At 72.9% G+C, this 20,071-nt stretch carries 18 protein-coding genes; 5 read left to right on the top strand and 13 right to left on the bottom strand.

Features of this window, described 5'->3' with window-relative positions:
* The first annotated feature begins 37 nt into the window (after positions 1-37).
* Together ACIRJT_RS32270 and ACIRJT_RS32265 are read left to right on the top strand one after the other, a co-directional pair.
* Positions 38-1,630: an alpha/beta hydrolase gene (locus ACIRJT_RS32270; RefSeq protein ID WP_403916249.1), complete on the top strand. Its 1,593-nt coding sequence runs from the start codon at positions 38-40 to the stop codon at positions 1,628-1,630.
* 151 nt (positions 1,631-1,781) lie between these two features.
* Complete coding sequence (locus tag ACIRJT_RS32265; RefSeq protein WP_403916246.1) at positions 1,782-3,383, top strand: alpha/beta hydrolase; 1,602 nt, start codon at positions 1,782-1,784, stop codon at positions 3,381-3,383.
* Positions 3,384-3,471: 88 nt separating this feature from the next.
* Here ACIRJT_RS32265 and moeZ read toward each other — a convergent pair whose 3' ends face one another.
* The 13 genes from moeZ to ACIRJT_RS32200 all read right to left on the bottom strand — a co-directional run bounded on the left by moeZ (position 3,472) and on the right by ACIRJT_RS32200 (position 18,414).
* Positions 3,472-4,650: an adenylyltransferase/sulfurtransferase MoeZ gene (moeZ, locus tag ACIRJT_RS32260; RefSeq protein ID WP_103507873.1), complete on the bottom strand. Its 1,179-nt coding sequence runs from the start codon at positions 4,648-4,650 to the stop codon at positions 3,472-3,474.
* 99 nt (positions 4,651-4,749) lie between these two features.
* Entirely contained in the window at positions 4,750-5,601 is an 852-nt protein-coding gene (locus ACIRJT_RS32255) for a spherulation-specific family 4 protein (protein ID WP_403916243.1), read from the bottom strand.
* Complete coding sequence (locus ACIRJT_RS32250; RefSeq protein ID WP_371625794.1) at positions 5,589-6,554, bottom strand: NAD-dependent epimerase/dehydratase family protein; 966 nt, start codon at positions 6,552-6,554, stop codon at positions 5,589-5,591. Before ACIRJT_RS32250 ends, ACIRJT_RS32255 begins: the two co-directional genes overlap by 13 nt.
* A 217-nt stretch (positions 6,555-6,771) precedes the next feature.
* Complete coding sequence (locus ACIRJT_RS32245) at positions 6,772-7,986, bottom strand: hypothetical protein (protein ID WP_403916240.1); 1,215 nt, start codon at positions 7,984-7,986, stop codon at positions 6,772-6,774.
* Complete coding sequence (locus ACIRJT_RS32240) at positions 7,983-8,183, bottom strand: hypothetical protein (RefSeq protein WP_403916237.1); 201 nt, start codon at positions 8,181-8,183, stop codon at positions 7,983-7,985. Before ACIRJT_RS32240 ends, ACIRJT_RS32245 begins: the two co-directional genes overlap by 4 nt.
* On the bottom strand, positions 8,180-10,066 hold the full coding sequence (locus ACIRJT_RS32235) for a DUF3492 domain-containing protein (protein ID WP_403916234.1): 1,887 nt from the start codon (positions 10,064-10,066) through the stop codon (positions 8,180-8,182). Before ACIRJT_RS32235 ends, ACIRJT_RS32240 begins: the two co-directional genes overlap by 4 nt.
* A gap of 190 nt (positions 10,067-10,256) precedes the next feature.
* Complete coding sequence (locus ACIRJT_RS32230; RefSeq protein WP_403916231.1) at positions 10,257-11,903, bottom strand: ABC transporter ATP-binding protein; 1,647 nt, start codon at positions 11,901-11,903, stop codon at positions 10,257-10,259.
* Positions 11,900-12,889, bottom strand: a complete 990-nt coding sequence (locus tag ACIRJT_RS32225) for an ABC transporter permease (protein WP_403916228.1) — start codon at positions 12,887-12,889, stop codon at positions 11,900-11,902. Before ACIRJT_RS32225 ends, ACIRJT_RS32230 begins: the two co-directional genes overlap by 4 nt.
* Positions 12,886-13,875, bottom strand: a complete 990-nt coding sequence (locus ACIRJT_RS32220) for an ABC transporter permease (RefSeq protein ID WP_403916225.1) — start codon at positions 13,873-13,875, stop codon at positions 12,886-12,888. Before ACIRJT_RS32220 ends, ACIRJT_RS32225 begins: the two co-directional genes overlap by 4 nt.
* Before the next feature lie 2 nt (positions 13,876-13,877).
* Complete coding sequence (locus tag ACIRJT_RS32215) at positions 13,878-15,602, bottom strand: ABC transporter substrate-binding protein (protein ID WP_403916222.1); 1,725 nt, start codon at positions 15,600-15,602, stop codon at positions 13,878-13,880.
* Positions 15,603-15,843: 241 nt separating this feature from the next.
* Complete coding sequence (locus tag ACIRJT_RS32210; protein WP_316943073.1) at positions 15,844-15,939, bottom strand: Ms4533A family Cys-rich leader peptide; 96 nt, start codon at positions 15,937-15,939, stop codon at positions 15,844-15,846.
* Positions 15,940-16,018: 79 nt separating this feature from the next.
* Entirely contained in the window at positions 16,019-17,440 is a 1,422-nt protein-coding gene (locus ACIRJT_RS32205) for a DUF3152 domain-containing protein (RefSeq protein ID WP_403916219.1), read from the bottom strand.
* A gap of 8 nt (positions 17,441-17,448) precedes the next feature.
* Complete coding sequence (locus ACIRJT_RS32200; protein ID WP_403916216.1) at positions 17,449-18,414, bottom strand: alpha/beta fold hydrolase; 966 nt, start codon at positions 18,412-18,414, stop codon at positions 17,449-17,451.
* A gap of 111 nt (positions 18,415-18,525) precedes the next feature.
* Between ACIRJT_RS32200 and ACIRJT_RS32195 the strand changes: the two genes are divergently transcribed.
* From ACIRJT_RS32195 to ACIRJT_RS32185, 3 genes are all read left to right on the top strand, one after another.
* Positions 18,526-18,741: a hypothetical protein gene (locus ACIRJT_RS32195; RefSeq protein ID WP_403916214.1), complete on the top strand. Its 216-nt coding sequence runs from the start codon at positions 18,526-18,528 to the stop codon at positions 18,739-18,741.
* A gap of 167 nt (positions 18,742-18,908) precedes the next feature.
* On the top strand, positions 18,909-19,550 hold the full coding sequence (locus ACIRJT_RS32190; RefSeq protein ID WP_215102634.1) for a TetR/AcrR family transcriptional regulator: 642 nt from the start codon (positions 18,909-18,911) through the stop codon (positions 19,548-19,550).
* A 140-nt stretch (positions 19,551-19,690) separates the two neighbouring features.
* Positions 19,691-19,918, top strand: a complete 228-nt coding sequence (locus ACIRJT_RS32185) for a DUF3107 domain-containing protein (protein ID WP_003966467.1) — start codon at positions 19,691-19,693, stop codon at positions 19,916-19,918.
* Positions 19,919-20,071: the final 153 nt, after the last annotated feature.

Raw genomic sequence — 20,071 nt, 5'->3', positions numbered from 1 at the left:
GGCCGCGCTCCCCGGCGCCCCGCCGCACGATGGGGGCATGAGGACTTCCCCCGCTCTGCGTGCCGCCGCCCTCGCCGCCACCGCCTCCGTGCTGCTGCCGCTGGCCGCCTGTTCGGACGACGGTGACGGGGAGGGAGCCTCGACTCCCACCGGGGCCTCGACCGCCTCGCCGTCCTCCACCCCCGAGGACCTGGCGTCGCAGCAGCTCGCGTGGTCCCCGTGTCCGCCCCCGAACTCGGCCCAGGGCGGCGGCGAGTCGCCGTCCCCGCTGCCCGGCGGCGTGGTGTGGGAGTGCTCCTTCATGGACGTGCCCCTCGACTACGCGCAGCCGGACGGCCGCACGATCGAGCTGGCGCTGGTGCGGGCGAAGGCCAAGGAGCAGAAGCGGCGGATCGGCTCGCTGGTGTTCAACTTCGGCGGGCCCGGCGCGTCCGGCGTCGCGACGCTGCCCGCGTTCGGCACCGAGTACGACAAGCTGCGCACCCGGTACGACCTGGTGAGCTTCGATCCGCGCGGGGTCGGCCGCAGCGAGGGCGTCGAGTGCGCGGACGACGCCCAGCTCGACGCCTTCTACCAGGAGGACTCCACCCCGGACGAAGCGGCCGAGGAGAAGCAGTTCGTCCAGGGGCAGAAGGACTTCATCGCGGACTGCTCGGAGAACTCCGGCTCCGAACTCCCCTTCGTGGGCACGACGAACGCCGCCCGCGACCTGGACCTGATGCGCACGGTGCTGGGCGACGACCAGCTGCACTACTTCGGCATCTCGTACGGCACGGAGCTGGGCGGCGTCTACGCCCACCTCTTCCCGGACAAGGTCGGCCGGGCGGTGTTCGACGCGGTCGTCGACCCCACGAAGGACGCCGAGCAGTCCTCCATCGGCCAGGCCCAGGGCTTCCAGCTGGCCCTGGACAACTTCACGAAGGACTGCGCGGAACGCGACGACTGCGCGCTGCCCGGGGCCACCCAGCAGGAGGTCGAGCAGGGCATCGCCGATCTGCTGGTCGAGCTGGAGGAGGAACCGATCGACGGGCTCGGCGACCGGGCGCTGACGCAGACGCTCGCCACCACCGGCATCGCCTCCGCGCTCTACTCCAAGGAGACCTGGCCGCTGCTGGAACAGGGCCTGGACGAGGCGGGCGGCAAAAACGGCGGGCTGCTGCTCGCGCTGGCCGACTCGCTCAACGGCCGCTCGGAGGACGGGCGGTACGACAACTCCAACGCCGCCAACATCTCCATCAACTGCGCGGACAACGAGCAGCGGTTCTCCCTGGAGCAGACGAAGGCGGCGCTGCCCGCGTTCCGCAAGGCGTCCCCGCTGTTCGGGGACTATCTGGGCTGGGGCCTGATGAGCTGCACCGGCTGGCCGGTGGCGGGCACCTGGAAGACCCCGGACGTCGCTGCCCCCGGCTCCGCCCCGATCCTGGTCATCGGCAACACCGGCGACCCGGCGACCCCGTACGCGGGCGCGAAGGCGATGGTGGAGAAGCTGGGCAAGGGCGTCGGCGTCGAGCTGACCTACGAGGGCGAGGGGCACGGGGCGTACAACAGCAAGGACGCGTGTGTGCAACGAGCGGTCGACGGCTATCTGTTGAACGGCACGGCGCCGAAGTCCGGCACCGTCTGCGGGTGACACCGGCCCCCGACTCCCGTGTCACGCACGGCGGTTAGCATGGCCGCACATCACAGCCGCCCGAGGTGTCACCACCGGCTTCGGGCCAGAGGGCGTCGCGGACCCGACCCTCACCGACAAGACGCCCCGCCCAGGGGAAGGAAGCCGGATCATGCGTGCGCACCGTCGTGCCCAGCGGATCGCCGTCAGGACAGCAGCAGCTCTCCTCGCGGCCGGACTGCTCGCCGGCTGCGGCCTGTTGAGTTCGGAGCCGGAGGCGAGCGAGCCGGCCGACGGCCGCCCCGGCGAGACCTCCGCCTCGCCCGCGCCCGCGCCGACGGGCCTCAAGGACTCCCCCGGGACGCCGAAGCTGCCCTCCGCCCTCACCTCGCAGCGCCTCGACTGGAAGCGCTGCCCGGCCCCGGGGGCCGGCGAGGCCCCCGGTTCCGCCTGGCGTTGCGCGCGTGTGGACGTTCCGCTGGACTACGCGGAGCCGTCGGGGGAGACGCTCTCCATCGCACTGGTCCGCAAGCAGGCCCGCGACAAGGGACGTCGGCTCGGTTCGCTGCTGTTCAACTTCGGCGGACCCGGCAAATCCGGCGTCGGGATGCTGCCGCGCTCGGCCGACGGGTACGCGAAGCTCAACTCCCGCTACGACCTGGTGAGTTTCGATCCGCGCGGGGTCGCGGCCAGCTCCGGGGTGCGCTGCCGTGCCGACAAGGAGCAGGAGCAGGCCCACCGGAGCGTCGACCTGACTCCGGACACGGCGGCGGAGGAGGCCGCGTTCATCGAGGACGCCGCGGACTTCGGCGCCGGCTGCGAGCGCCGCTCGGGCGCGGTCCTGCCGCACGTCGGGACGGACGACGCCGCCCGCGACCTGGACCTGATCCGCGAGGTCCTGGGCGACGAGAAGCTGTCCTACCTCGGCTTCTCCTACGGTACGGAGCTGGGCGGAACGTACGCGCACCTCTTCCCGCACCGGGTGGGACGCACCGTGCTGGACGCGGTCGTCGACCCGACGGCCGACGGGACCGGGCACGCCCGGAACCAGACCACGGGCTTCCAGCGCGCCCTGGAGAACTACCTCAAGGACCGCGGCCAGGACCCGGAGGCGGGCTCCGAGCGCATCGCCCGGCTACTGGCCCGCATAGACCGGAGCCCGCTGCCGACCGACTCGGGCCGCGAGCTGAGCGAATCGCTCGCCATCACCGGCATCGTCGCCCCGCTGTACTCCGAGTCCGGCTGGCCCGCCCTGACGGCCGCGCTCGACGAGGCGGAGAACAACGGCACGGGCGATGGCCTGCTCCGGCTCGCCGACTCGTACAACGGCCGCGACGCGCAGGGGCGTTACGACACCCAGAGCCACTCCCAGCGGGCGATCTCCTGCGCCGACTCCACGTCCCGCCCCACCGTGGACGAGGCCCGTGCGCTGCTGCCGGAGTTCCGGAAGCTGTCACCGGTCTTCGGCCCGTTCCTGGCCTGGGACACCGCGGGCTGGTGCGCCCGGTGGCCGGTCGAGGGGGAGAGCGAGACACCGGAGACCAGCGCGCCGGGTGCGGGCCCGATCCTGGTCGTCGGGACGACCGGCGACCCGGCGACCCCGTACGAGGGGGCCCGGCGAATGGCGGACGAGCTGGGCAAGGGCGTCGGCATCCTGCTGACCAACAAGGGCGAGGGGCACGGGGCCTACGGGGGCAACGACTGCGTGACCGCGACGATCGACGCCTACTTCCTGGACGGGAAGGTCCCGGAGGACGGCACGACCTGCTCGTAGGAGGGGCCCGGTAACCCGGGCACCCGGAAGGGGCCGGCCCGCGCCTGCGCGGACCGGCCCCTTCCGTACGGCATCGGTACGGAACGCTCTAGTACACCGGCTTCTCGGGCTCGATCTGGTTGACCCAGCCGATCACGCCGCCGCCGACGTGCACCGCGTCGGCGAAGCCCGCGGACTTGAGGACCGCGAGGACCTCGGCGCTGCGGACGCCCGTCTTGCAGTGGAGGACGATGCGCCTGTCCTGCGGGAGGTCCTGGAGGGCGGTGCCCATGAGGAACTCGTTCTTCGGGATCAGCTTCGCGCCGGGGATCGAGACGATCTCGTACTCGTTCTTCTCGCGGACGTCGATGATCTCGATCTTCTCGTCGCCGTCGATCCACTCCTTGAGCTGCTTGGGAGTGATCGTCGCGCCGAGCGCCGCCTCCTGGGCCTCCTCGGACACGACGCCGCAGAAGGCCTCGTAGTCGATGAGCTCGGTGACGGTGGGGTTCTCGCCGCAGACCGCGCAGTCGGGGTCCTTGCGGACCTTGACCTGGCGGTACTGCATCTCCAGGGCGTCGTAGATCATCAGGCGGCCGACCAGCGGGTCGCCGACCCCGGCGAGCAGCTTGATGGCCTCGGTGACCTGGATGGAGCCGACGGACGCGCAGAGCACGCCCAGCACGCCGCCCTCGGCGCAGGAGGGGACCATGCCCGGCGGCGGGGGCTCGGGGTAGAGGCAGCGGTAGCAGGGCCCGTGCTCGGACCAGAACACGGAGGCCTGGCCGTCGAAGCGGTAGATCGAGCCCCAGACGTACGGCTTGTTCAGCAGCACCGCCGCGTCGTTGACGAGATAGCGGGTGGCGAAGTTGTCCGTGCCGTCCACGATCAGGTCGTACTGCGCGAAGATCTCCATCACGTTCTCGGCTTCGAGCCGCTCTTCGTGAAGGACCACGTTGACGTACGGATTGATGCCCAGCACCGAGTCCTTGGCGGACTCCGCCTTGGACCGGCCGATGTCGGCCTGGCTGTGGATGATCTGGCGCTGCAGGTTCGACTCGTCGACCTCGTCGAACTCCACGATGCCGAGCGTGCCGACACCGGCCGCGGCCAGATACATCAGGGCCGGCGAGCCGAGGCCGCCGGCGCCGACACACAGCACCTTGGCGTTCTTCAGGCGCTTCTGTCCGTCCATCCCGACATCCGGGATGATCAGGTGGCGGGAGTACCTGCGGACCTCGTCGACGGTGAGCTCAGCAGCTGGCTCGACCAGGGGTGGCAGCGACACAGGAACCTCAACAATGCAGGTGGTCGGATTCTACGTAGACCGGCTTCTTACGGTCGACTACGTACGGTTGTTCTCCCCGTAACACTGCCACGCCCCTTCTCATTCCGAGATACCCGGTCCGATCCGCGAGACGATTTCGTCCCAGTACCTGGGCAGCGCGGCGAATGGGCCACTTTGTCCGGTTCGATCTTCCCGGTCGGCGCGGTCGGTCCGGTCGGTCCGGTCGGTGAAGAAGATCGTCCCGGCACCCTGCCAGCGGGCGATGCGCATGGCCTCCTCCAGGTGGGTGCGCGGCACCCCGTGGACGAAGTGCGCGAACCGCGCCGGTGGATAGTCGGCGGTCCACTCCGCCACCTGTGACCAGCGGTAGTCGGTCCAGGAGCCCTGGAAGGTGACCAGCTGGTCCGCCGCCTCCGCGTACCCGGGATACGGGTGGGTGCCGTGGCCCAGCACCAGGCGGCCCCCGCCGTCGGCGCTGTCGCTCTCCGCCAGCAGGGCGTGGAGCGTACCGGTGAGACGGCGGACGGCGGGCAGCCCGGCCCGCTCGGCGGGGCACCGGGCGAGGTAGAAGCCGCTGATCCGGTACCAGTCGATGAAGGACCGGGCGTCCGCGATCAGCTCCTCGAACGGCCGCTCGCCCCAGGCCAGGTCGAGGTGGCCGAGCAGCCTGCCGCCGGAGGCCCGGACGGTGTCGTCCGGGGAGCAGCCGTGCAGGGCCCGTTCGCGGGCGTTGCGCAGCCGGCCCGCCGCCTCCAGGCAGTGCGGGTCGGGCCGAGCGCCGGGTCCGTCCGCGATGTTGAGGACGGCCCAGTGCAGCGGGGTGCCGGGGCGGACCAGCTCGGCCCATTCGGCGGGGGCGAGCAGCGGGTGGGCGTAGCCGGGGACACCGAAGCCGAGCTGTTCGCCGCCCGCGATGCGGCGGGTGTCGGCGGGAGCGGTCAGATACGGCACGCCGCCTCCATCCAGATGTCCGCGAGGGACTCCTCCAGATTGATCCGGGGCCGCCAGCCGAGCCGGTCCCGCGCGGTGCGGACATCGGCCTGCTGCCAGGCGCCGCAGCCGTCGGGATAGGGCGACGGGGTGGCGGAGAGGTGCTCCATGACGGATTCGGCGGAGGTGCGCGGGGCCCCGATGGGCAGGCGCGCGGGGGGCGTGTCCAACTCGTGGAGCGCGCCCGCGTATCCGGCGACTCTCGCCAGGACGGAGGCGGCGTCACGCAGACGGACGGCCCGCCCGGTGCCGATGTTGACGACGCCCTGGGCGGCGGAGAGCGAGGCGGCGTGGACGGCCCGCGCCACGTCCCGTACGTCGACGAAGTCCCGCTGCACGCCGAGGCCGCTGAGCTTCAGCTCGCCGTCGCCGGACTGCATGGCCCGGCGCATCGCCTCGGCGAGCCGGCCGAGCGGGGAACCGGCCGGGGTCCCGGGTCCGACGGGTGAGAAGACCCGCAGGACGACGGCGTCGAGGCCGGAGCCGAGGACCAGTTCGGTGGCGGCGAGCTTGCTGACGCCGTACGGGCCGCCGGGGCGCGGGACCGCGTCCTCGGCGGTGGAGGACCCGGGCTGCGAGGGCCCGTACTCCGAGGCGCAGCCGACCTGGACGAGCCGCGCCCCGCAGCCGCTGCGGCGCAGCGCCTCGCAGACGGTGGCGACGGCGACGGTGTTGTGCCGGGTGAGGTCGCGGGCCCCGCCGCGCGTGGCGCCCGCGCAGTTGACGACGACTCCGGGGTGGACGGCGTCCAGGAAGCGGGTGAGCGCCCCGGGGCTGCCGCCCGCGAGGTCGAACCGGACGTCGGCGTCGTCGCCGCGGCCGAGCGCCGTGAGGTGGACGGCCGGATCGGCGAGCAGACGGTCGGCGACGAAGCGGCCGAGGAATCCGTTGGCTCCGAGCAGCAGCACCCTCATCGCGCACCGCCTCGGTGCCGACGGCTGACTGCCGGTGCGGGGGATTGGGGGGTCATGGCGGGTTTCTCCTCGTTCTGTTCGTACGGTGCTTTGCGGCCCGCGGCGTCGGCTCCGCGGGAGTGGTGCGGTGGAGCGGGTGGAGCGGGTGGAGCGCTTTCAGCGGTGGTCGGCGGTGGTACGGAGGCGGGTCGTGCGGTGGTACGTCGGTGGGGCCTGCTCAGGCCCGGGCGGGGGCGGAGGTCCGGGTATGGGCGGAGGCCCGGGAGAGCGCGAAGGCCGCGTACAGCAGCAGGCCTGCCGCGGCCCCGCCGCAGGCGAGGGCGGGCACGGCTCCGGTCCCGCCCGCGGAGACGAGGGCGTTCACGGGCTGGGAGACGGGTTCGAGTCCGGGGAGCCGGGCGGCGAGGACGAGGGCCGGGGCCCCGGCCTCGACGGCGCAGGCGGCGGCGAGCGCGACGGTGCCCGGCTCGGGCAGCCCGTGCGCGGCAAGCAGCCGGGCCACGAAGAACAGCACCCCGAGGCCGGCGGCCGCGACGGGCGTGCCGCCTCCGCCGAGGCCGAGGTCGGCCAGGCACAGCAGGGGCAGCAGCGCGCCGAGGAAGAGGGTGACGGCGGCCAGGAGCAGGGGGCGCACGCCCGCGCCGAACTCCTCCAGGGCGCGGCTGCCGGCCAGTTTGCGGTGGGCGTGGACGGTGAAGAGGTGGGCGCACCACGCGGCCGGGGCGATGGCGGCGGCGAGACCGAGCAGCGGGGCCGGGGTGCCGTCCCACGGGCCGTCCGGGCCGCCGGTCATGACCTGGGCGAGCAGTTCCTCGCCGTACACCGCGTAGCTCAGCAGCCAGCAGCCGTACATCCCGGCGCGGCCCGCCCCTTCGGGGGCGCGCAGGGGGCCGCGGCCCAGGCACGCCCGGAGCGCCAGGCAGGCCAGGACCGCGCCGACGACGGTGACGAGGGCCCGTGTCCCGTCGCCGAGGAGGCCCTCGGTGACCCGGAGGACCCCGGCGGTCGCCAGGCAGGCGGCTCCGGGGAGCAGGGCGAGAAGCGTCCAGGCGGCCCGTGCGTCGGTGTCGGGTCCGGGGCCGGAGGGCGGGCCCGCGGCGAGGTCCGGTGCACGGGGCGGCATACGGGCGTACAACTCCTCGGCGAGGGCGAAGACGTCCCGGTGGCGGTAGCGGGCGGCGGTGCGGTCGGTGAGGCCGTGCGCTTCCAGCCCGGCGGCGATCTCCAGGGGGTCCACGGCCCGTTCGCACAGGTCGCGGTGGTGGTGGAGGAGGGACTTCACCGGGTCTGCCGGGCCCCGGCGGGCGGTGGAGCCCGGCGCCCGGCGCGCCGTGGTGCTGGGCCGGATCTCCGCGGGGCGTTCCGGGGCGGACGAGGACGCGGGGCGTTCCGGGGCGGCGGCGGGGGTCGCCGGGTCGTCCGGACGGGTCATCGGGTGGTCTCCGTGGTCGGGGCGGCCTCCGGAGCCGAGGTGGTCTCCGTGGGCGGGGCGGTGTCCGTGGGCGGGGAGGCTCGGTTCGTCAGAGCTCGGCCTGTGGAGGGCCGGTTCACGCAGAGCCGGTCCGTGGAGGGCCGGTCCGTGGAGGGCCGGTCCGTGGAGAGCCGGTCCGTGGAGAGCCTGGTGGTCACGCATCGCCGTCTCCCGCCGGTCCGGCCGCGACCGCGCAGACGCCCTCGGGCTCCGGCTGCCGCGTGTGCTGCGGCTCGGGCTCGCCGGGCCGGTCCGGCAGCCGGGACCCGGGGGTGGCTGGCCGGCTCGGCACGGCGGCGGGCCGACCCGGGTCCGGCCGCGGCCGGAGGTGCGACCCGGGACGGGTCCAGTGGCCGAGGAGGCGGGCTTCCGGCGGAGTGGCGAAGGGCAGCGGGTCGCCGTGGGCGTCCACCGTGTCGGCCTCGCGGCACACCGGGGTGTGCGAGATCAGCTCCAGGTAAATGCCGCGAAATGCCGCGAGGTTCTGTTCGACGGTGAAGAGTTCGAGCGCGCGGGCCCTTGCGGCGGCCCCCAGGCGTGCTCGACGCTCGGGGTCGCGCAGCAGCGCGACGCAGGCGTCGGCGAGCGCCTTGGGATTGCGCGGGGGCACCACCAGGCCGGTGCCGCCGATGACTTCGACGACCGCGCCCACGTCGGTGGAGACGGTGGCCCGGCCGCAGAACATGGCTTCGACGAGGCTGACCGGGAAGCCCTCGACGACGCTGGACAGCACGATCACGCCTCCCGCCCCGTAGGCCGCGGCGAGGTCGGGGGCCTCGGGGCCGCCGATCTCCTCGAAGCTGACCGGGCTGACGCCCTCGGTGTGCGCGCCGGTGGCCTCGTCCGGGAAGAGCTGGGCGGCCAGGGCCGTGCAGTGGGCGAGGTAGGCGGTGGCCTCGTCGCCGTCCGCCGGGGCGCCGAAGACGCGCAGCCGGGCGGCCGGCGCGGCGCGACGGACCTCGGCGAAGGCGTGGAGGAGGGCGATCAGATCCTTGGACGGCTCGACCCGGCCGACCCAGACCAGCGTGTCGGGACCGCCCGCGCCCTCGCCCTCGCCGGTCGAGGCGAGGCGTTCGGCGTCCTCGCCGACCTGGCCGAACCGCTCGGCCGCCATGCCGGGGTAGACCGTGCGCTGCTTGGCGGGGTCCGCACCGCACCGCTGCTGCCAGCGGCGGACGTGGGTGTTGCCGGGGGTGACGATCGCGGCCTGCCGGTAGACCTCGGTGGTGAGGCGGCCGTGGAATCCGGCGAGGAGGGCGCGCATGGGGGTCCCGTACGGGGTGTCGGCGGCGGCCAGGTAGTGCGCGCGCAGCGGGACGCCGTGCTCGGTGACCAGCAGCGGCACCCCGAAGAAGCGTTTGGCCAGGAGTCCGGGGAGGGCGGCCGCTCCGCCGGAGGCCGCATGGCAGAGATCGACCGCGCCGAGGCTCTCCTGGTCGTACCAGTCCAGCGAGAGCGGGCGCAGCGCGCGTTCCAGCTCTGCGGCGAAGGCGAGGTGGTCGGGGACGGTGGCGTTCTGCACGGCGCGGCCGGTGCCACGGGCGCGGGAGGCGCCCTCCAGGATCCGTACGGTGTCCTCGGAGCGCAGGGCGAGATGGAGTCCGCCGCGTTCGCGGGCCAGCTCGGCGAGGCCGTAGAGCCCTTCGGCGAACAGCTGCGCGCCGGGGCCCTCACCGGCCTCCGTGCCCGCCTCGTCGGGGGTGCAGATCGCGGTGGCGAGAGCGGTGAGGCGGTCGGTGAAGCGCCTGCGGTCACGCCGCCCGTAGGACTGTTCGCCCCCGGTCACCAGCCGGGCCAGCAGGCCGCGTTCGCCGCTGCCGCGCAGGGTGCCGTCCTCGGGGGTCCACAGCGGCGCGGTGCGCACCCGGCTGACCTGGGGCGGCAGCCGGACCCAGCCCTGGTCCTCCTGGTGGGCGGAGCGGCTCAGGGCGAACAGGTCGAACTCGTGTTGCGGCAGCCCGCGCACCAGCCGGTCGCACCAGAGTCTGGACTCACCGGTCGCATACGGATAGCCACCGTCGGTGAGCAGTCCGATCCGCACGAATACACCCCCGATCTCCCTTGTGGGCGGCCGCCGTTGAAACGACCACTCGCAGCGGGACGACCGTAAGCGGATACGCCGGTGGTGCGACGGACGGTTGTCCATCGCACCACCGAAAGGGGTGAACCGTCGTAACTTTCCCGCCCCGGTCGCGTTCCGTCGCGATACAGCGGTCGGTTGCTACGGAGGGTCAGGCCCGGGCCAGCTCCTTGCGGGCGGTCCGGCGGGCCGCCGCGAGCCCGGAATCGAGGGCGGGCACGGCTGCCAGCAGCCGGCGGGTGTACGGGTCCCGGGGGTCTCCGTACACCGCGTCGGCGCTGCCCTGCTCGACGATCACACCCCGGTGCATCACCGCGACCTCGTCGCTGACCTGCCGGACCACGGCGAGGTCGTGGGCGATGAAGACCAGGCCGATGCCCAGCTCCCGCTGGAGCTCCGAGAGCAGTTCGACGACCTGGGCCTGGGTGGTGACGTCCAGCGCGGAGACCGGTTCGTCGCAGACGATCAGCTTCGGTTCCGCGGCCAGCGCGCGGGCGATCCCGACGCGCTGGCGCTGTCCGCCGCTGAACTCGTGCGGGTAGCGCTCGTAGCGGCCCGGGTCGAGCCCGACGCGCTCCAGCAGTTCGCCGACCCGGTCCCGGATCCGGCCCTCGTCGCTCTCCCCGGCGGCCCGCAGCGGGTCGGCGACGGACTCCCCGACCGAGCGGCGGGGGTTGAGGGAGGCGACGGGATCCTGGAAGACCATCTGGAGGTCGCGGCGGAAGGACCGCAGCTCCTTCTCCGGCAGCGAGCCGATCTCCCGGCCCCCGTAGCGGAGGCGGCCCGCCGTAGGGTCGAGCAGGCGGACCAGCATCCGGCCCAGCGTGGTCTTGCCGCTGCCACTCTCGCCGACGATGCCGAGCGTGCGCCCGGCGTGCACGGTGAGCGAGACCCCGTCCACGGCGGCGACCCGCCCGCTCCCCCGGCCGAACTCGCGCCGCAGGCCGACGGCTTCGAGCAGGGGTGCGGCGTCCTCCGCGACACGCGGCAGGGGCACCGGGACGACCCTGCGGGTCTCCAGGCGCGGTACGGCGGCCAGCAGCTCCTTGGTGTACGGCTCGCGCGGCGCGCCGAGGACCCGGGCGACCGGGCCGCGTTCCACTTCCTTGCCGTGCCGCATCACCAGCACCTCGTCCACGCTCTCCGCCGCCACGCCCACGTCGTGGGTGACCAGCAGGAGCCCCATGCCCGTCTCGTGGCGCAGATCGTGCAGCAGGTCCAAAATCTGGGCCTGCACGGTGACGTCGAGGGCGGTGGTCGGCTCGTCCGCGATCAGCAGGCCCGGTTCGCAGGCGAGCGCCATCGCGATGAGGGCCCGTTGCCGCATGCCGCCGGAGAACTCGTGCGGGCGCTGCCGCGAGCGGCGGGCCGCGTCCGGGATGCCGACCCGGTCGAGCACCTCGACGGCACGGGCGCGGGCGGCCTTGCGGGAGACGGGCCGGTGGACCCGGTACACCTCGGCGATCTGGTCGCCGACCGGGTAGTACGGGTCGAGCGAGGACAGCGGGTCCTGGAAGACCATGGCGGCCCCCGCGCCCCGCAGCGCCCGCAGCGCCCGGTCGTCGGCCGCGTTCACGTCCCGGCCGGCGACGCGGACGCTCCCGCCGACCCGGGCGCCGGTTCCCCGGTGGAGGCCGAGCAGGGCGTGGGCGGAGGCGCTCTTGCCGGAGCCCGACTCCCCCACCACGCCGAGTGCGCCGCCCGCCTCCAGGGTGAAGGAGAGGCCGTCGACGGCCCGGACGGGACCGAAGTCGACGGTGAGGCCACAGACCTCGACCAGGGGCTCGCGCGTTGTCATGTCAGGACCACCCGTCGGTCGGCCAGCGCGTACAGCAGGTCCGCGACGGCGTTGGCGAGGACGACGAAGAACCCGGTCACCAGCACCATGCCGACCACGACGGGCAGGTCGACGACCTTGACCGCGTGGACCAGCTCGCGCCCGATGCCGGGGATGCCGAAGAGGGACTCGGTGAGCACCGCGCCGCCGAACATCGAGCCGAAGTCCAGCGCGCTCAGGGCGATGACGGGGGCGATCGCGCCCCGGAGCGCGTGCCGTCCGACGATGGCCCGCTCGCCGACCCCGTACGCGCGAAAGGTGCGCACGTGGTCCTCGGCGAGGGTCTCCAGCATGGCGCTGCGGGTGAGGCGGGCGTATTTGGCGGACTCGATGAGCGCCAGCGACGTCCAGGGCAGCAGCAGCCCCCAGGCCCACTGTTCGGGGTTCTCGGTGAACGGTACGTAGGAGGGCGCGGGCAGCCACTGGAGGGTGGAGCAGAACACGATGATGAGCAGCAGCCCGATGACGAAGACGGGGGTGGCGGAGCCGGCCAGGGTCAGCCAGGTCAGCACCCGTTCGGTGAGCCGGCCGCGCCGCCATGCGGAGAGCACGCCGGTGCCGACGCCGAGGAGCAGCCAGCCGGCGAACGCGCCGATCACCAGGGAGCCGGTGACCGGGAGCTTGGCCAGGATCAGCCGGGTGACCTGCTGGTCGGACTGGTAGGAGACGCCGAGGCAGGGCATCGCGCAGTGCTCGGTGCCGGTCCCGGTGGAGAAGTCGCGCCCGGCGACGATGCCCTGGAGGAAGTGCGCGTACTGCACGTACACCGGATCGTCCAGGCGCAGTTGCTCGGTGACCTGGGCGACCTGGGCGGGCGAGCAGCGGGGGCCGCAGGCGATCTGGGCGACGTCGCCGGGGGCCACGTAGAAGATCGCGTAGAGGATCGCGGTGAGGGCGAGCAGGACGAGGGCCGCCCCGCCGAGCCGCCGGAGCAGGAAGCCGGTCATGCCGCGTCCTCCTTGGCCGTACCGGTGCCGACGCCCAGGCGGGAGGCGGCACGCGGGTCGAGTGCGGTGCGCACGCCCTCGCCGAGGACGGTGAGCGCGAGGACGGTGACGAAGAGGAGTCCGGCGGGGATCAGGAGGTAGGTCGGGGCCGCCTGGTACCAGGTGTCGGCCTCGGTGAGCATCTGTCCCCAGGACGGGGTGGGCGGCTTGATGCCGACGCCGAGGAAGGACAGGGCCGCCTCGACGACGATGTTGGTGGGAAAGGCGAGGGCCGCGTACGTGATGACGGGCGCGGCGAGCGAGGGCAGCAGTTCACGGCGGGCGATGGACCACTTTCCCCGCCCGCTGAGCCGGGCCGCCGCGACGGAGTCGAGGGACTTCAGGGCGAGCGCCTGGGCCCGCACGATCTTCGACGTACCGGACCAGCCGATGCCCCCGATGACCAGGGCGATCAGGACCGGGCGGGGGAAGGACCCGGGCACGATCGCCAGGAGCGCCAGGGCGATCACCATGACCGGCAGGGCCACGTTGATGTCGGTGATCCGGCCGAGGAGCTGGTCGACCCGGCGGCTGCCGAGCGCGGCGGCGAGCCCGATGACCAGGCCGAGGGCGATCTGCAGGACGGTGGCGACGAGGGCGACGCCGAGCGAGACCCGCGCCCCGTACACGATCCGGGCGAACAGGTCGCGGCCGGTGCCCGGTTCGACGCCGAGCCAGTGCTCGCCGCTGATGCCGCCGAAGGAGCCGATGGGGACGCCGCCGGCCGCCGAGTCGACGAGGTCGGGGTGGTAGGCGTTGGGGTCCTGGCCCGCCAGTGCGGTGAGCAGCGGTGCGGCGAGCGCGACCAGGACGAGCAGGAGGACGACGAGGGCCGCGGCGGAGGCGGCGCGCTGGGCGCGCAGCCTCTGCCGGAACAGCCGCGCCCCGGAGGCGGGGGCGACGGCCGGCGCCACTCCCGCCTCCTGGACCGGAAGTGCTTCGGACATGGCTACTTGACCGCGACCTGGGAGACGTCGAGGACGCCGGTCCAGTCGCTGATGACGATGTTCTTGACGTCCTCGCCGTACAGCCGCTTGTAGACCGGGTGGAAGAGCGGCACGGTCAGGGCCTGCTCGCCGATCTTCTTGTCGAGCGCCCCCCAGCGGGCGGCGGCGGCCTTCAGGTCGGTGATCTTGTTGATCTCGTCGATCTCCTTGTTGACCGCGGGGTCGTTCAGGAAGCCGGTGTTGAAGTTGGCGCCGTCCTTCACGATCTGGCGGCCGTCGAAGATCGGGGCGAGGAAGGGGCCGCCTGAGGGCCAGTCGGCTCCCCAGTGGGCGAGGAAGAAGCCGGGCTCCTTCTTCGCGCTGTGGATGGTGTCGGAGTAGTCGTTGCTCTCCAGGCCCTGGAGCTTCACGGTGATCCCGGCCTTCTTGAGCGCGGCCTGGATCGCGGTGGCGATCTCGGGGCTGGTCTCGAAGTCCTTGTCGTTGGAGTGGGTGAGGGTGATGGTCAGGCCCTTGTCGTGCCCGGCCTCCTTCAGCAACTCCCTCGCCTTCTCGGCGTTGCCCGTCCTCCCGGCCGGGAAGTGGTCGTAGGGGCTGTGGCCGAAGGAGTCCCGCTCGGGCAGGAAGGTGGTCGCGGGTTCGGCGAGCGAGGAGCCGCCCGCCGCGTTGACGATCGAGGTGCGGTCGACGGCGTACGAGATCGCCCGGCGCACCTTCGGGTCGTCGAAGGGCTTCACCTTCGGGTTGAAGGCGATGTAGTTGGTGTAGCCGAAGTGGCCGGTGCCGACGCGGGCGGCGAGCTTCTTGTCGCTGCCGACCTTGGCGAGTTCGGCCGGGCCGAGGTTGGTGTCGGTGGTGACGGCGGCGGCGTCCGGGCCCTGGGAGGCGGAGAGCCGCTGGTTGATGACGGCGGAGTCGAGTCCGGAGCGGACGTCGATCCGGTCGGGGTAGGCCTTGCGCTCCTCGTCGGTCTTCGCCGACCAGTGCGGGTTGCGCTCCAGGACGATCCGCTCACCGTCGTTCTCGTTGGTGACGACCTTGTACGGGCCGGAGGAGACGGGGTGCTCCTCGTACGTGGTGCCGGTGTCCTTGGCCTGCGGCACCGGGGTGGTCTGGGTCTGGGTGGCGAGGTAGGGGAACTCGCCCTCGGGCTTGTCGAGGTGGAAGACGATCGTCTTCTCGTCGGGCACCTCGATGGAGTCGAGGCCCTTCTTGTCCTTGTACGGGCCCTGGTAGTCGGCCCCGCCGATCAGCCAGTCCCGCAGGTAGGGGGCGCCGCCGGAGAGTTCGGCGGCGAAGGAGCGCTCGATGCCGTACTTGATGTCGGCGGAGGTGATCGCGGTGCCGTCCTCGTACTTCAGGCCGTCCTTGAGGGTGTACGTCCACACCGTGGCGCCTCTGCTGGGCGTGCCCAGGTCGGTGGCCAGGTCGGGGACGACTTTCGCGCCCTCGGCCCCGTCCTCGCGGTTGCGGGTGGTGAGGGTGCGGAAGACGAGGGAGGGGACGTTGCCGCCGCCGGAGGTGTAGAGCCGGGCGGGGTCGAAGTCCTGCTGCGGGTTGCTGTTCAGGACGGTGAGGGTGCCGCCCTGCCGCGGCTTGCCATCGGCCCCGGAGGCGCCGGCGGCGCCCTCGGTGTCCTCGGGACCGCAGGCCGCGACTCCCGCGGCCAGGACGAGAACCGCGGTGGAGGCTGCCACACGGCGGGATATGACGGACGGTTGACGCATCGGAAAGAGACCTCTCGGAGCACGGCGGGCGGAGGAAGCGGAGGAAAGCGAAAAGGCGACATCCGCGCAGGCAGCGGCGAGAAGGACGAACGCGAACGGACCCCGTCATAGGGGAACGAAAAAGGAAAGCCGCGCCTGCGGACGGAATGCGTCCGGGCGCGGCAGTCACAGGGGCCCGCCGGAGCCGAAAAGGCTCACGGGAAAAGAGGGAGAAAAAGGGCCGACGCGCGCTCGGACAGCGTCAGCGACAGAGAACGTCGGCTACGCAGTGCCCGGTCACGCCGAGAAGCGCCAGCTCAAGGGCGGCGATCTCGGAAGGTGCGGGGCTGCGCGACATGCCGAGAAATATGAACGACCGTCTTGACCGCTGTCAAAGCGGAACAAGACGGCCGTCTCACCATGTGGACGCGTGGAGGTCAACTCTCGGGGTGCACCCAGGGGTTGGCCTTGCACTTGACGCCTTCGAGTTCGAGGGTCTTGGTCTGCTGCTGCATGACCGGAGCCAGGGCCCCGGGAGTGCGGCAGCTCACATGGTTGTGGCCCAGCCGGTGGCCGACCTCGTGATTGATGAGCATCTGACGGTAGGCCAGCAGTTCCTTCGGGCCGAAGGTGGCGGCGCCCTGCGCCCAGCGATAGGCGTTGATCATCACGCGGTCCGTCGCGGCGGAATCGCAGGAGACGTTGTCGATCGTGGTGTCCAGACCGGATTTGGCGCACCAGTCACCGGTCGTCCCGGGGCTGGCGAGCGTGATCACGAAGTCCGGGGTTCCCGAGGAGATGCGCTCGAAGGTCATCGCGCCGTTGTGCGCCCAGCTCCGGTCGTCGTTGAGCGTCTTCTGCACGGCTTCGGCGAACAGGCCGGCGTCGAGGCCGAGGCCCTTCTCCACGTCGATGCGGTAGCGGTGTTTCTGCCCCTTCCCGGGGGCCTTCGCCAGACCGGGCACCGCCTCGAACGTGCCGCTCGCCTTCAGGTCCGCGGCGAGCGGAAACGGCTGCGCCATCTTGGCCGCGTACGAGAGGGGCTTGACCTCGGGCTTGACCGAGGGCCGGTTCGGGGTCGGACGGGCGTCGGAGCGGGAGGCCTCCTCGCCCAGGCCCTGCCGCTCCACGTCGCCGGCGCGCGCGGCGGCCGTACGGCCGCCGGAGTCCTCGGCGACCTGTCCGGCCACCACGACCGCCAGCACGGTGGTCACCGCGGCCGCGGCGATGCCGGTGAACGTCCGCCCCTTGGAGCCCCGGGCCGCGGCGCGTTCGTCCGGCTCCCCGGCCTCGGTGTCGGTGCCGTCCACGCCGTCCGGCGTTCCGGCCGGCGGCGCTGCGGGTGCTCCCGGCGGGGCGTCGGCGTCGAAGGCGTCGACGAACTCCCGGCGCGGGCCCGGCACCGGGGCACCCGGGGGCGTCGACTTCTGTGCAGCCCGGCCGTCCGCGGCGCGCTGGGCCGCACGCTGGGCGGACACCTGGCGGGCCACTGCTCGCTGCCGGGCGGCGTCCTGGGGGCCGGCGGTGCCGCCGGAATCCGGCCGGGCGTCGGTGGAGCGGTTGTCCTGACCGGTGTGCGGGCCCGGATACGGGTGGGGGGCGCTCGGCCCCTGGCCGAAGCGGGGGACGGGTCCGGTGCCCCAGCCGCCGCCCTGCTCACGCTGTTCGGGGTGGCCGCCGCGTACCTGCGGTGCGTCGGAGGAGAACGGGCCCCGCCCGTCACCGGTCGACGCGGGAGCGGTCCGCCTGCGCCGGCCGCCGCCGGGCGCGGGCCTCGCCGCGGCGCGCTCGCCGCCCGGTTCCGCTGCCGCCGCGTCCGGGTGGATCGCCCCGGAGCCCTTTCGACTGTGTCGTCCCACGCCCCGGATCAGCTCCCGCCGCAATCGTCCAGCAGTTCCCGGAACGCCTGGGCGACCGCCTCCGGGTACTCCATCATCGCCACGTGCCCCGCGTCGGGCAGCGTCAGCAGCCGGGCGTCGCGGAAGGCCGCGGACGCCCTGCGTGCCATCCGGTACGAGACGAGCTGGTCCCGTCCGCCGTACACGAGCTGGGTCGGTGCGAGCACCCGCTCGGCCTGGCGCCACAGTCCGTGCTGGCCGCCCAGGGTGTACGCATCGACGATGCCCCGGGCCGAACGCGTCATCGCGTCCCAGAAGTACGGCAGCTCCAGCCGTCGCTCCATCTCGGCCACCGCGTTGCGGAAGGCTTCGTCGGAGACCCGTGCCGGATCGCCATAACAGAGTGCCATGACTCCGCGCGTCCGCTGCTCCGCCGTCCAGCCCTTCGTCAGCCGGGAGAACAGGGATGCGACGCCCGGCACCGCCAGGAGTCCGGTCGGGACGGCGGGTCGCTGCACCCGCCACTCCGGCAGGGCGGGCGAGATCAGGGTGAGGGTGCGCACCAGGTCGGGGCGGACGGCGGCGACCCGGGTGGCGACGGCGCCGCCCAGCGAATTGCCGAACAGGTGCACAGGCCCCCGCTCCTCCGCGTCCAGCAGCCGGATCACCGCACGGGCGTGTCCGGTCACCGAGTAGTTGCCGTCGTCCGGCGGCGGCGAGTCCCCGAATCCGGGCAGGTCGACCGCCTCGCCGTCGACCAGGTCGGACAGCAGCGGCATCAGCGCGGACCAGTTCTGCGACGAGCCGCCGAGCCCGTGCACGTACAGCGCGGGGGGCAGTCCCGTCCGGTCGCCCGGCCGGCAGCGGATGTTCAGGCCGATCCCCGGCAGTGACACGGAGCGCAGTCGTTCGCCGTCGGCGACCCGGACGGCACTGACCGTGGGCGCCAACGCGGCGGCGGCGGCCTGGACACCCGGCAGCTCGGTCGAAGACATGCGGCAATGTTACGAGACGATCACGCCCTCATTCATGTGTTCGCCGTCACAGGCCGCATCGCGGGGTGGACGGGTAGCTCCTAGGCTTCAGGGGAAGGAAGGGAGCTGCACATGACGGTCGACCCGAGCGACCCGGACACCTTCGAGAACGCCGAACCCGAACAGCCGGGGCCCGAGGCCCCGGAGGCGGACGTCGCCGAGCAGCGGGCGGACGTCCGGCCCGAGGACGACGAACGGGCGGAGAGCGTCGATCCGGACACCGCCGATGAGGCCGATATGGCGGAGCAGCGCAGGGTGATCCCCCTGGATGAGGACGATTACCGGTAATACGCCCCGGTTTGCTCACGACCAGGGAGAACTGTGGCTTCCACAGCCGTCCGGTCCATGAAATTCTGCGTCCGCGCCGCGCACACCCGGGTTACCCAAAAGTACGATGGCTGTACGGCGCAGTGTGCACGGACCGGCTGTGCTGGAACACATATTTGGGAGGCGGCGTGACAGCCATCGAGCAGACAGAGGCGGCGCGCCCGCGGGGTACACGCCTTCCCCGCCGCGCCCGACGCAATCAGCTGCTGGGCGCCGCACAGGAGGTCTTCGTCGCGCAGGGCTACCACTCCGCCGCGATGGACGACATCGCCGAGCGGGCCGGAGTCAGCAAGCCGGTGCTCTACCAGCACTTCCCCGGAAAGCTGGAGCTCTACCTGGCCCTTCTCGACCAGCACTGCGAGTCGCTGCTCCAGGCCGTGCGCACGGCGCTGGCCTCGACGACGGACAACAAGCTGCGCGTCGAGGCGACGATGGACGCCTACTTCGCGTACGTGGAGGACGAGGGCGGCGCGTTCCGGCTGGTCTTCGAGTCCGACCTGACCAACGAGCCCGCCGTGCGCGAGCGGGTCGACCGGGTGTCCCTCCAGTGCGCCGAGGCCATCTCCGACGTGATCGCCGGGGACACCGGCCTGTCCAAGGACGAGTCCATGCTGCTGGCCGTGGGTCTCGGCGGCGTCTCCCAGGTGGTGGCGCGCTACTGGCTCTCCAGCCGGTCCACCATCCCCCGCGACACGGCCGTCCAGCTCCTCACCTCGCTGGCCTGGCGGGGCATCGCGGGCTTCCCGCTGCACGGCGTCGAGCAGACCTGAGCCCTCCGGCGGGGAACGTCCGGCGCCGTGTTCGCTGCGGGCGTTGCCGGTCGGTCCCTGAGCCCCGCTCCCGCCGGGCTAGTGTGGCTGCGTACGGCGCGGTTCGCCGCGCAGGGACTGACCGTCGGAGGGACATAGCCGTGGAGGTCAAGATCGGGGTGCAGCACACGCCCCGCGAGATCGTTCTGGAGAGCGGGCTTTCCGCCGAGGACGTCGAGAGCGCGGTCGCCGCGGCACTGGGCGGCAAGGCGGAGCTGCTCAGCCTCACGGACGACAAGGGCCGCAAGGTCCTGGTGCCGGCCGACCGGATCGCGTATGTGGAGATCGGTGAGCCGACCACCCGGCGGGTGGGGTTCGGGACGCTGTAGTCCACCGGACGCGTTGATCACGGGAGCGGGGGGGGGGGGGGGGGGGGGCCCGCCCCGCCCGCCGGGGGGGGGGGGGGGGGCGGGCCCCCCCCCCCCCCCCGCCCCGGGCGCTCTCCGTGCACGCCTACGCGCGCCCGGACCGCAGCGACCTGC

This window comes from Streptomyces sp. NPDC102283 (genome assembly GCF_044766265.1).
Classification (GTDB): Bacteria; Actinomycetota; Actinomycetes; order Streptomycetales; family Streptomycetaceae; genus Streptomyces.
Note: the sequence above shows the minus strand (reverse complement) of the source record. Positions and strands in the feature narration are given on the sequence as shown.